This is a genomic window from Kluyvera georgiana ATCC 51603, assembly GCF_001654985.1.
GTDB lineage: Bacteria > Pseudomonadota > Gammaproteobacteria > Enterobacterales > Enterobacteriaceae > Kluyvera > Kluyvera georgiana.
The window spans coordinates 1-11,295 of sequence record NZ_LXEU01000083.1 but is presented as its reverse complement, the minus strand read 5'-3'; the positions used below and the strand labels follow the sequence as shown (position 1 = coordinate 11,295).

General features: G+C 52.8%; 11 protein-coding genes and 1 pseudogene. 10 read left to right on the top strand and 2 right to left on the bottom strand.

The features are described 5' to 3' along the window. Positions 1-45: 45 nt before the first annotated feature. The gene (ompX, locus tag M989_RS20830) at positions 46-555 is read right to left on the bottom strand and encodes an outer membrane protein OmpX (RefSeq protein ID WP_064548481.1); all 510 of its coding nucleotides are present in this window, start codon (positions 553-555) and stop codon (positions 46-48) included. A gap of 354 nt (positions 556-909) precedes the next feature. Between ompX and rhtA the strand changes: the two genes are divergently transcribed. The 5 genes from rhtA to glnQ all read left to right on the top strand — a co-directional run bounded on the left by rhtA (position 910) and on the right by glnQ (position 5,190). Next, positions 910-1,797 carry a threonine/homoserine exporter RhtA gene (gene rhtA, locus M989_RS20825; protein WP_064548479.1) on the top strand — a complete coding sequence of 296 codons (888 nt, stop codon included), beginning with the start codon at positions 910-912 and terminating at the stop codon, positions 1,795-1,797. A gap of 293 nt (positions 1,798-2,090) precedes the next feature. Continuing rightward, complete coding sequence (dps, locus tag M989_RS20820; RefSeq protein ID WP_052284751.1) at positions 2,091-2,594, top strand: DNA starvation/stationary phase protection protein Dps; 504 nt, start codon at positions 2,091-2,093, stop codon at positions 2,592-2,594. Positions 2,595-2,956: 362 nt separating this feature from the next. Continuing rightward, positions 2,957-3,703 carry a glutamine ABC transporter substrate-binding protein GlnH gene (gene glnH / locus M989_RS20815; protein ID WP_064548477.1) on the top strand — a complete coding sequence of 249 codons (747 nt, stop codon included), beginning with the start codon at positions 2,957-2,959 and terminating at the stop codon, positions 3,701-3,703. 108 nt (positions 3,704-3,811) lie between these two features. Further along, positions 3,812-4,471: a glutamine ABC transporter permease GlnP gene (gene glnP, locus M989_RS20810; RefSeq protein WP_064548475.1), complete on the top strand. Its 660-nt coding sequence runs from the start codon at positions 3,812-3,814 to the stop codon at positions 4,469-4,471. Beyond that, positions 4,468-5,190, top strand: a complete 723-nt coding sequence (gene glnQ, locus M989_RS20805; protein WP_064548473.1) for a glutamine ABC transporter ATP-binding protein GlnQ — start codon at positions 4,468-4,470, stop codon at positions 5,188-5,190. The genes glnP and glnQ overlap by 4 nt, the downstream gene beginning before the upstream one ends. 41 nt (positions 5,191-5,231) lie before the next feature. On the opposite strand, the gene rlmF is transcribed toward glnQ, so the two are convergent. Further along, positions 5,232-6,158 carry a 23S rRNA (adenine(1618)-N(6))-methyltransferase RlmF gene (rlmF, locus tag M989_RS20800; RefSeq protein ID WP_064548472.1) on the bottom strand — a complete coding sequence of 309 codons (927 nt, stop codon included), beginning with the start codon at positions 6,156-6,158 and terminating at the stop codon, positions 5,232-5,234. Positions 6,159-6,254: 96 nt separating this feature from the next. Here rlmF and M989_RS20795 point away from each other — a divergent pair, with 96 nt between their 5' ends. The 5 genes and pseudogenes from M989_RS20795 (at position 6,255) to ybiJ (ending at position 11,187) form a co-directional block, all read left to right on the top strand. Continuing rightward, positions 6,255-6,875, top strand: a complete 621-nt coding sequence (locus M989_RS20795) for a flavin reductase family protein (protein ID WP_064548470.1) — start codon at positions 6,255-6,257, stop codon at positions 6,873-6,875. Between the two features lie 85 nt (positions 6,876-6,960). After that, positions 6,961-7,212, top strand: coding sequence for a YdgH/BhsA/McbA family protein (locus tag M989_RS20790; protein WP_064548468.1), 252 nt, complete (start codon positions 6,961-6,963; stop codon positions 7,210-7,212). Between the two features lie 235 nt (positions 7,213-7,447). Beyond that, positions 7,448-9,742: pseudogene (locus M989_RS20785) on the top strand (catecholate siderophore receptor Fiu). A 46-nt stretch (positions 9,743-9,788) separates the two neighbouring features. Further along, complete coding sequence (gene ybiX, locus M989_RS20780; protein ID WP_064548466.1) at positions 9,789-10,466, top strand: PKHD-type hydroxylase YbiX; 678 nt, start codon at positions 9,789-9,791, stop codon at positions 10,464-10,466. Between the two features lie 460 nt (positions 10,467-10,926). Beyond that, the gene (gene ybiJ, locus M989_RS20775; protein WP_064548464.1) at positions 10,927-11,187 is read left to right on the top strand and encodes a DUF1471 family protein YbiJ; all 261 of its coding nucleotides are present in this window, start codon (positions 10,927-10,929) and stop codon (positions 11,185-11,187) included. Positions 11,188-11,295: the final 108 nt, after the last annotated feature.

Sequence of the window (11,295 nt, the reverse complement as noted above, 5' to 3'; positions counted from 1 at the left end):
TTAAAAAAGGGGTCATAAAGACCCCTTTTTGTATCACCGAAGTGATTAGAAGCGGTAACCTGCACCGACGATCCAGGTACCAACGTCAACGCTACGAATACGAGACTGTTCGTAAGATACGTCCAGTGCTACGTTTTCGATCGGGTTGAACTGCAGACCGGCACCGTAGGAGAAACCGTAGTCGCTGGTGCTGTCATTGTTCGGGAACTGGTTGCCCTGTGCTTTACCGTAGCCCAGACCAATTACGCCGTAGATGCTTGCCCAGTCGTTCAGACGGTAAGCAGGACCTGCAGTGATGCCGTAGTACTGACCTTTGGTGTACACGCCGTTCTGGGTGTCACTTTTTTCAGTGTAGGTGAAGGAGCTGATCACACCTAGCGGGCTGTTGTCTGCTTCGTAGCGATATTTCAGGTTGAAGCCGCCAGCTTTGTTAGCGACGCCCTGCATATCACTCTGTGCGTAACCACCGGTAACAGTGGAAGTTGCAGCTACGGCAGTACCTGCGGAAATAGCCAGAACAGCGGCCAGTGCTGAAAGACATGCAATTTTTTTCATAACCACCTCAAATGTGCTTCTAATAAGTCCGTAAGTTTTAAATATATCAAAAATTGTTAAGAAACTCTTTGGAACTGACGATGTCTAAGGTCATCTTTGATGTAACAAAACTTTTCCACAGACACCTATCTCATTCATCTTAAACATATTTTTACGTTAAATCTTATGTTCATCACGGTAAAAATAACGTTTAATTTTCCAGATAATTCCTAATTTGACAGACGAAATTTTCATCGACTCGGCAAATTCTACTCGTTTCAGGACGATTTTTTTTCAACAATTCCTCAACCGTCACCGACTATTTCCATTACACTGCCGGTTTTACCTCTTTTGACAAAAATTGACAGGAAAAAGATGTCCAGCACGCCCCGCAAGCTACCCTCATGGTTACCGATACTCGTCCTCTTGATCTCTATGATCTCCATCCAGAGTGGCGCATCGCTGGCTAAATCGTTGTTTCCGTTGATTGGCGCCCCAGGCGTCACGGCGCTGCGCCTGGCGCTCGGCACGCTGATTCTGGTAGTGGTGTTTAAGCCCTGGCGACTGCGTTTCTCTAAAGAGCAGCGTCTTCCGTTACTGTTCTATGGCCTGTCACTGGGGGCGATGAACTATCTCTTTTACCTGTCACTACAGCGTATTCCGCTGGGTATTGCCGTGGCGCTGGAGTTCACCGGGCCGTTGGCGGTGGCGCTGTTCTCATCACGCCGACCGGTGGACTTTATCTGGGTAGTTCTGGCGGTGATGGGTCTGTGGTTCCTGCTGCCACTGGGGCAGGATGTCGCGCATGTCGACCTTACCGGCGCGCTGCTGGCGCTCGGTGCCGGCGCGGGTTGGGCGGTCTATATTCTGAGCGGCCGTCGCGCTGGTGAAGATCACGGCCCGGCAACGGTGGCGATGGGGTCACTGATTGCCGCCGTCGTTTTTGTGCCGCTGGGTGCCATGCAGGCCGCCGATACCCTGTTCCACTGGTCGCTGCTGCCGCTGGGCTTAGCCATTGCCGTACTTTCTACCGCTCTGCCCTATTCGTTAGAGATGATTGCCCTGACACGTCTGCCTACGCGTACGTTTGGGACATTAATGAGTATGGAGCCTGCTCTGGCAGCGATGTCCGGCATGGTTTTCCTCGGTGAGACGCTGACCTTTAGCCAGTCCATGGCGCTGGGGGCCATTATTATGGCGTCAATGGGTTCAACGCTCACAATGCGTCAGGAAAGTAAAATAAAACAAGTCGACGTCGGTTGATTTATCTTATTTATGCATAGTGCACGCCACTATGCATAATATCGAAAACAAACTGCATAAATTCTTATTTTACATCAATAAAAATAATTTAATAAAAATACCCACCACCTTTAAACATCAATAACCACTTGTTTTAATTGAATTTAAAAAACCAAATCACGCTCTCTATCAAACCTATAGGCAGAATCAGAAAATACCGTCCCGCTCACGGTGCTATACTTGTTTTCGTTAATTCATGAGGACGCAGATACACGCGCTTTAATAGGTGTATCGGATCAAGAGGATATATGATTATGAGTACTGCAAAACTGGTTAAAACCAAAAACGCCCAACTTCTCTATACGCGTAACGATGTTCCGGAAAGCGAAAAACAGGCAACCGTTGCGTTACTCAACCGTCAGGTTCTTCAGTTTATCGATCTGTCGCTGATTACCAAACAGGCGCACTGGAACATGCGCGGTGCCAACTTTATCGCGGTGCATGAAATGCTTGATGGCTTCCGCACGGCGCTCACCGATCATCTGGATACCATGGCTGAACGTGCCGTGCAGCTCGGCGGTATTGCGCTGGGGACCACTCAGGTCATCAATGCTCAAACGCCGCTGAAAAGCTATCCGCTGGATATCACCAGCGTGCAGGATCACCTGAAAGCGCTGGCCGAACGCTATGCGATTGTCGCTAACGACGTACGTAAAGCAATCAGTGAAGCGAAGGATGAAGACACCGCTGATATCTTCACCGCGGCTTCCCGCGATCTGGATAAATTCCTGTGGTTTATCGAGGCGAATATCGAATAACCATAGGAAAATCTTATTTCTCTCCGGCCTCTCCGCCGGAGAGATTTGCACCATAAAAGTGCGTCCTTTTGGACACAAACCCCGCGAAAGTAAATCATTTGTAATGATCACCTCACACAATCGTTAATAAAAGATTGTTTTCTCCTCTGCGTTTGCGCTAAAAAACGCCATACTTAACAACACGCTTTCTATGCACCACAAAGGTGCCCTTATTTGGTGCAAAGCTATCATTTTTTTTCCGCTGTTGTGCAACGAAAAAAGCATTATTTGTTAAGAAACAACTGATTGTAAAGTTGGCACGTTTTTTTCATAAGCCGTTTGTTATCGCAGGGGATTGCCCCGTGGATATAAAAGGAAATGCTATGAAGTCAATGTTTAAAGTTTCACTGGCTGCACTCACTCTGGCGTTTGCGGTCTCTTCTCAGGCTGCAGAGAAACAGCTGGTTGTCGCAACGGATACCGCGTTCGTCCCGTTCGAGTTCAAGCAGGGTAATCAGTATGTCGGCTTTGACATCGACCTGTGGGCTGCAATTGCGAAAGAGCTGAAGCTGGATTACACCCTGAAGCCAATGGATTTCAGCGGCATCATTCCTGCGCTGCAGACCAAAAACGTCGATCTGGCGCTGGCGGGCATTACCATTACCGACGAGCGTAAAAAAGCGATCGACTTCTCCGACGGCTACTACAAAAGCGGCCTGCTGGTGATGGTGAAAGCCAACAACAATGACATCAAGAGCGTGAAAGATCTGGATGGCAAAGTGGTGGCGGTGAAAGGCGGTACAGGCTCCGTGGATTATGCGAAAGCAAACATCAAAACCAAAGACCTGCGCCAGTTCCCGAACATCGATAATGCGTATATGGAATTGGGCACCAACCGCGCTGATGCGGTACTGCACGATACCCCGAACATTCTCTACTTCATCAAAACGGCCGGTAACGGTCAGTTCAAAGCGGTAGGCGAATCGCTGGAAGCACAGCAGTACGGTATTGCCTTCTCTAAAGGTAATGACGAGCTGCGTGAAAAGGTGAATGGCGCACTGAAAACGCTGCGTGAGAACGGCACCTACAACGAAATTTACAAAAAATGGTTCGGTACTGAACCAAAATAATAAGCGACACCCTCCACGACCGCCGGCGACATTTTCCCGGCGGTTCGTTGGCGTTTCCCCGGCCCTGCGCTGGGAATTTGTTTTTCACCACGGTAACAGGAACGTATTATGCAGTTTGACTGGAGTGCCATCTGGCCCGCCATTCCGCTACTGATTGAAGGCGCTAAAATGACGCTGTGGATTTCGATCCTCGGTCTCATCGGCGGCCTCGTCATTGGCCTGGCCGCGGGCTTTGCCCGTTCATTTGGCGGTTGGATCGCCAACCACATCGCGCTGGTTTTCATTGAAGTGATCCGCGGAACGCCGATCGTCGTCCAGGTGATGTTTATCTACTTTGCGCTCCCTATGGCATTTAACGATCTGCGTATCGACCCCTTCACCGCTGCGGTCGTCACCATTATGATCAACTCCGGCGCCTACATTGCGGAAATTACCCGCGGTGCGGTACTGTCTATTCATAAGGGGTTCCGTGAAGCAGGACTGGCGCTGGGGCTCTCTCGCCGCGAAACCATTATTCACGTGATTCTGCCGCTCGCGCTGCGACGCATGCTGCCACCGTTGGGTAACCAGTGGATCATCAGCATTAAAGATACGTCGCTGTTTATCGTCATCGGCGTTGCCGAGCTGACACGTCAGGGCCAGGAAATTATCGCCGGTAACTTCCGTGCGCTGGAAATCTGGAGCGCCGTTGCCGTCTTCTACCTGATCATTACGCTCGTGCTGAGCTTTATTCTGCGTCGCCTGGAAAGAAGGATGAAAATCCTGTGATTGAATTTAAAAATGTCTCTAAGCACTTTGGTCAAACCCAGGTGCTGCATAACATCGACCTGAACATCAAGCAGGGTGAGGTGGTGGTGATCATCGGTCCTTCCGGCTCGGGTAAATCAACGCTGCTGCGCTGCATCAACAAACTCGAAGAGATCACCAGCGGCGATCTGATTGTCGACGGCCTGAAGGCGAATGATCCGAAGGTCGACGAACGCCTGATTCGTCAGGAAGCCGGTATGGTGTTCCAGCAGTTCTATCTGTTCCCGCACCTGACAGCACTGGAAAACGTGATGTTCGGGCCGGTCCGCGTACGCGGCCTGAAAAAAGAGGCGGCGGAGAAGCTGGCAAAAGATCTGCTGGCAAAGGTGGGCCTGGCGGAACGTGCGCACCACTACCCATCCGAGCTTTCCGGCGGCCAGCAACAGCGCGTGGCGATTGCGCGTGCGCTGGCGGTGAAGCCGAAAATGATGCTGTTCGATGAGCCCACCTCGGCGCTGGACCCGGAGCTGCGCCACGAGGTGTTGAAAGTGATGCAGGATCTGGCGGAAGAAGGGATGACGATGGTTATCGTGACCCACGAAATCGGCTTTGCCGAAAAAGTCGCGTCTCGCCTGATCTTTATTGATAAAGGCAGGATTGCCGAAGATGGCAATCCACAGGAGCTGGTGAAAAATCCGCCAAGCCTGCGTCTGCAAGAGTTCCTGCAGCACGTATCCTGATAAGCACACCGTTTATCCCTCGGGGTAAACGGCGTGTTCTCTTAGCGTTTGCGCGCCAGGAAACGACGACGTTGCTCATCATCCATAAACGACCAGGCGATAAAGCGACTCTGCTTCTGCCCCTGAGCCATCTCTTTTTTCACCACTTTGACGGCCCCCACGTCGGTTAACGCGCGATACAGCGGCGGCAGATTTTCCCCTTTCGACACCAGCGACGTAAACCACATCACCTGACGGGCAAAGCCTTTACTCTCGGCAATCATCTGCTTGATAAAGGCCACTTCCCCGCCCTCACACCACAGCTCCTGCTGCTGGCCGCCAAAGTTCAGCGCATCATCGCGATCCTGTCCCAGATTGCGGCGTTTGCGCTCGCTACCGGCGCGAGCCGCGGTGGCAGAATCATGGAACGGCGGGTTGCACAGCGTGGCATCGTATTGTTCGTTTTTATGGATCACGCCGTTGAACATCGCCGACGTGTCTTTCTGGCGGCGCAGACGGATCATCCGGTTCAGCGAGGGGTTAGCGCTGAGAATGGCCTGCGCGCTGGCAAACGCCTGCGGATGTGTTTCACTGCCGGTAAAGCGCCAGCCATATTCATGCGCGCCAATCAGCGGATAAATACAGTTTGCGCCAACGCCGATATCCAGAATATTCGCGCCCTTCACCACGTTGCCGTTTTCATCGCTTAACAGATCGCTCAGGTGATGGATATAGTCTGCGCGCCCCGGCACTGGCGGGCAGAGGAAACCTTCCGGAATATCCCACTCTTTTACCGCATAAAAGTGCGCCAGCAAGGCTTTGTTCAGGGTCTTCACCGCCAGCGGATCGGCAAAATTAATGGTTTGCTCGCCAACCGGGTTGAGGGTAATAAAATCGCTCAGCGCGGGGCAGGCCTGACGCAGCGCGTCCAGGTCGTAGCGGCTGTGATGACGGTTACGCGGGTGCAACCCCGGTTTTTGGGTACTCATGACTTTCTCCTGTCCTAGTGCGGCGTAAGATACCCGTTGACGACGGTGCGGTAAATAAGGGAGTCTGAATAACTGCTTATTGATAACAGGTGCGCTATGTATTTTTATCAACCTTCCCAGGGCCATGGGTTACCACACGACCCGCTTAACGCCATCGTAGGGCCGCGACCGATTGGCTGGATTTCATCTGTCGATGCTGAGGGGCGACATAACCTGGCCCCCTACAGCTTCTTCAACTGCTTTAACTATCACCCACCGATCATCGGTTTTGCCAGCAGCGGCTGGAAAGATAGCGTGCAGAATATCGTCGAGACCAAAGAGTTCGTCTGGAACCTGACGACCCGCAGCCTGGCGGTAGCGATGAATGAAACCTCAGCCACCCTGCCTCACGGTGATGATGAATTTACCCGTGCCGGGCTCACCGCTGCGCCAGGCCGGGTCGTCAACGCGCCACGCGTCGCGGAAAGCCCGGTGAACTTTGAGTGCCGGTTATCGCAATGTATTCAGCTCACCGGTGCCGACGGTACCGCGGTGGATACCTGGCTGGTGCTTGGCGAAGTGGTTGGCATTCATATTGATGAATCGCTGCTGGAAAACGGCATCTACCAGACCGCACGCGCTCAGCCGGTGCTGCGCGCAGGCGGGCCTTCTGCCTACTACACCATTGACGAGAGCCATCGCTTTGATTTAATTCGCCCGGACGCCCGTCGCTCCTGATGAAAAACCGCCACCCCGGTGGCAGTTTTTTTCCATCAACGACCTACAATTAAGGTATTCCCTGTTGCTATCAGGAGGGGATGCCATGAACACCTTTCATCGACTTTTTCTCGCCATACTGCTCGTGACCTCCACCACCGGCTGCACCCATCCCACACCCGCTTCTGGCGTACCTTTTCGCCCGGTCGGGACCGTGACGGCCAGCGGTGCCAGCAACCTTGACGATCTTCAGCAGCAGCTTGCCAGCAAAGCGCACAAAGCCGGCGCGATAGCCTTTGTGGTCGACGTTGCCGGTGGGAAAAACAAACTGTTCGGTTCGGCAACGCTGTATGAGTGAGCGGTAATCCCCCTCAACAATGTAAGATTTATGTATAAATAATGAAGAAAATGTAAACAAATGTATTTATTTTTAATGCGATGAGTGATAAAAGATACGCCGATTTGATAATGATTATCACAATCATTATCAACATCATTTAATAAAAATTAAACAACCTGCAGTGGCAAAGGGAGCAAGACGATCCCCGATTGTCATTTTTAAATGGCTTTAAAAAATTATAAGACGCTCATTGATATGGAAAAAAAATCGCACTACCCCGTTCAGTAGCTTTGGTTCTCTCACCTTCTTTACCGGCCTTTGTCTCGGCCTGACGCCTCCCGTTCAGGCCGACGAGGGTAAAGAAAAAAACGCCGGCGATACGTTGGTTGTTGAAGCTCAGGTTCCTTCACTGTATGCCCCAACCCGGTCCGCTGACCCAAAATTCAGTCGCCCAATTGCCGACACCACGCGTACCGTGACCGTGATTTCAGAGCAGGTGCTCAAAGATCAGGGAGCCACCAACCTGACCGACGCACTGAAAAACGTGCCGGGCGTTGGCGCCTTCTTTGCCGGGGAAAACGGGAGCTCATCGACGGGCGACACCATCTATATGCGTGGTGCCGATACCTCTAACAGCATCTATATCGACGGCATCCGCGATATTGGCAGCGTAACCCGCGATACGTTCAATACCGAGCAGGTCGAGGTGATCAAGGGGCCGTCGGGATCCGACTACGGTCGTAGCGCGCCAACGGGCTCGATCAACATGATCAGCAAGCAGCCGCGCCTGGATTCAGGTATTGATGCCTCCGCCAGCGCGGGTAGCGCATGGTATCGACGCGGTACGCTGGATCTTAACGAAGCGATCGGTGAAACCACCGCCGTGCGTTTAAACCTAATGGGTGAAAAAACGCATGACGCCGGGCGTGATAACGTTAAAAACGAGCGCTACGGCATTGCCCCCTCCATCGCGTTCGGCCTGGGGACCGAGAATCGTCTGTACCTCAACTATTTGCACGTTAGCCAGAACAATACGCCAGACGGCGGCGTACCTACCGTGGGCCTGCCGGGCTACTCCGCGCCCAATGCCGCGACCTCCGCGCTGAACAGTTCCGGCAAAGTGGACACCCACAATTTCTACGGCACCCGCTCCGACTACGACGACTCCACCACCGATACGGTGACGATGCGTTTCGAGCATGATTTTAACGACACGACCACTGTCCGCAACACCACCCGCTGGTCGCAGATCAAGCAAGATTACATGATGACGGCGATAATGGGCGGCGCAAGCAACATTGGCCGACCGGACCCGAGTAACGTCAATACCTGGACCTGGACGCGCAACATCAACACCAAAGATGTCAGCAACAAGATCCTCACCAACCAGACCAACCTGACCAACCTGACCTCGAAGTTCTACACTGGCGCCATTGGCCACGATATCAGTACCGGCATGGAATTCACTCACGAGTAGCAAACCAACTACGGCGTTTACCCGTTTACCGCGCCGCCGGTGAATCTGTATCACCCGGATAGCAGCGTTTCGTTAGGCAGCCTGCAACGCAGCGGGGCAAATGCAAACGGCCAGACCGATACCTTCGGGATTTACGCCTTCGATACGCTACAAATTACCCGCAATTTTGAACTCAACGGCGGGATTCGCCTGGATAGCTATCATACCGAGTACGACAGCGCTTCTCTGTGCGGCGGCACCGGGCGCGGCGCTATCGCCTGCCCGGCAGGCGTCGCCAAAAATACCCCGGTCACCACCGTGGATGCCGTCAAGTCGGGCAACCTGGTGAACTGGAAAGCCGGTGCGCTCTACAACTTAACGCAGAATGGCAACGTTTACGTCAACTACGCCATCTCCCAGCAGCCTCCTGGCGGCAGCAACTTCGCGCTGGCGGCGGGTGGTTCCGGCAGCAGCGCTAACCGTACCGATTTCAAACCACAGAAGGCGAAAACCAGCGAAGCGGGAACCAAATGGGAGGTGCTGAACAAGCGTCTGCTGCTGTCCGCCGCCGTTTTCCGCACCGACATTGAAAACGATGTCGAAGCCAACGACGACGGTACCTACTCCCAGTACGGTACCAAGCGTGTAGAGGGCTACGAGCTGTCCATTGCGGGCAACATTACGCCGGAGTGGCAGGTGATTGGCGGCTTTACCCAGCAGCGCGCGACGGTGCGTGAAGGCACCGAGGTGGCGCAGGATCAAAGCGATTCCCTGCCGTACACGCCGGAGCATGCCTTTACATTATGGAGCCAGTACCAGGCGACCGATGCCCTTTCAGTCGGCGCAGGCGCGCGCTATATCGGCAGCATGCATCGTGGCAAAGATGGCGCGGTGGGTACGCCGGACTCTACCGACAGCTACCGGGTTGCGGACGCCAAGCTTGGCTACCGCGTCAATCGCAATCTGGACCTGCAGCTGAACGTTTATAACCTGTTCGATACCGATTATGTCGCCTCTATTAACAAGAGCGGCTATCGCTATCATCCGGGTGAACCGCGCACCTTCGTGCTAACGGCTAACGTTCACTTCTAAGTGATTGTGTGGGGCGAAAGCCCCACTTTTTTCAGGAGACACTGCCATGATGTATCGAATTCCCGGCGTGCTGAGCGCGGACGAGGTACGCGATCTGGTCGCGCAACTCAACCAGGCGCAATGGGTCGACGGCCGAGCGACCGTCGGGGCGCAGGGTGCCCAGGTGAAGAACAATCAACAGGTTGATACACGCAGCGAACGCTACATGACGCTACAGAGCCGCGTGCAGGAAGCGGTCAATCGTCATTCGCTATTTTTTGCCGCCGCGCTGCCAAAAACCCTCTCCAGCCCGCTGTTCAACCGCTACCAGCAGCAGGAGACCTACGGCTTTCACGTCGATGGCGCGGTACGCCAGCATCCCCATAGCGGCTGGATGCGTACCGATCTGTCGGCCACGTTGTTTTTGTCTGACCCGGAAAGTTACGACGGTGGTGAACTGACGATTAACGATACCTACGGCCAGCATGTGGTCAAACTCCCGGCAGGCGACCTCGTCCTCTATCCCTCCAGCAGCCTGCACTGCGTCACACTGGTGACGCGCGGCGTACGGCTAGCGTCATTTATGTGGATTCAGTCGATGGTTCGCGATGACAAACGCCGCGCGATGCTGTTTGAACTCGACCGGAATATCCAGTCGCTCAATAGTCGGCACGGTGAGTCGGAAGAGGCGCTTTCACTGCTCAATCTGTACCATAACCTGCTGCGCGAGTGGTCTGAGATCTAAAGCCTGCCAATATTTCTCAAAATATATGAAGAAGATGGGCGCAGAAAAACTCATGCAGCGGCAGTGCCTGCCGCTTCGCTAGCGCCATTTAAAATGGAAACATAAAAACTTACAATAACCAAAATAATCAGGATATAATCTCAAACACAAGCCATGCAACCAGGCTTTATTACAAATCCATACCGCAACATACAGAGCAATCGGTTATCTTTACAAGTACACTTTTTGGCAAAAAAAGTAGCAAATTGTGCCTTCGGCTGCCCATCTTTCGGCTGATTTACGCCCAACACATTCACACCGCGAATATTTTATTAATAATCAATAAATTAATAATCATTCAATTTTTTTGATCATGGTCATCAATTCTCTTCGATTTATTCCACCCATGAAAAACGTGATACTTATCACATCGACGAAGACATCGTCCCCCGAACGGAACAACCTGCGAGAGATTAATATTATGAAAAACGTTAAATATGCTGTTGCTGCTATCGCCCTGTCAGCCCTGTCTTTTGGTGCTTTTGCTGCCCAACCCGTGACTCAGGCTCAGGCTCAGAAAATGAATGAAATGGGTACCGTGTCCGTTGACGGCGCGACGACTCTGGATGGTATGGAAGCTCAGCTGGCGCAGAAAGCTGCCGCAGCGGGTGCTACCGGCTATGCCATCACCTCTGCTAACACCAACAACAAAGTTAGCGGTACTGCGGTTATCTACAAATAATCGCCACCCTCTGTTATACCCCGTGAGCTGACCTCTCGCGGGTGCTCCAACCCTCATTGAACTTGTTGATACCCTTTTTTGCCCGGCTGCCACGCCGGGCTTTTTTTT

Coding starts and splice junctions, on each gene's coding strand:
- ompX (WP_064548481.1), bottom strand. CDS start 555: ATGAAAAAAATTGCATGTCTTTCAGCACTGGCCGCTGTTCTGGCTATT.
- rhtA (WP_064548479.1), top strand. CDS start 910: ATGTCCAGCACGCCCCGCAAGCTACCCTCATGGTTACCGATACTCGTC.
- dps (WP_052284751.1), top strand. CDS start 2,091: ATGAGTACTGCAAAACTGGTTAAAACCAAAAACGCCCAACTTCTCTAT.
- glnH (WP_064548477.1), top strand. CDS start 2,957: ATGAAGTCAATGTTTAAAGTTTCACTGGCTGCACTCACTCTGGCGTTT.
- glnP (WP_064548475.1), top strand. CDS start 3,812: ATGCAGTTTGACTGGAGTGCCATCTGGCCCGCCATTCCGCTACTGATT.
- rlmF (WP_064548472.1), bottom strand. CDS start 6,158: ATGAGTACCCAAAAACCGGGGTTGCACCCGCGTAACCGTCATCACAGC.
- M989_RS20795 (WP_064548470.1), top strand. CDS start 6,255: ATGTATTTTTATCAACCTTCCCAGGGCCATGGGTTACCACACGACCCG.
- M989_RS20790 (WP_064548468.1), top strand. CDS start 6,961: ATGAACACCTTTCATCGACTTTTTCTCGCCATACTGCTCGTGACCTCC.
- ybiX (WP_064548466.1), top strand. CDS start 9,789: ATGATGTATCGAATTCCCGGCGTGCTGAGCGCGGACGAGGTACGCGAT.
- ybiJ (WP_064548464.1), top strand. CDS start 10,927: ATGAAAAACGTTAAATATGCTGTTGCTGCTATCGCCCTGTCAGCCCTG.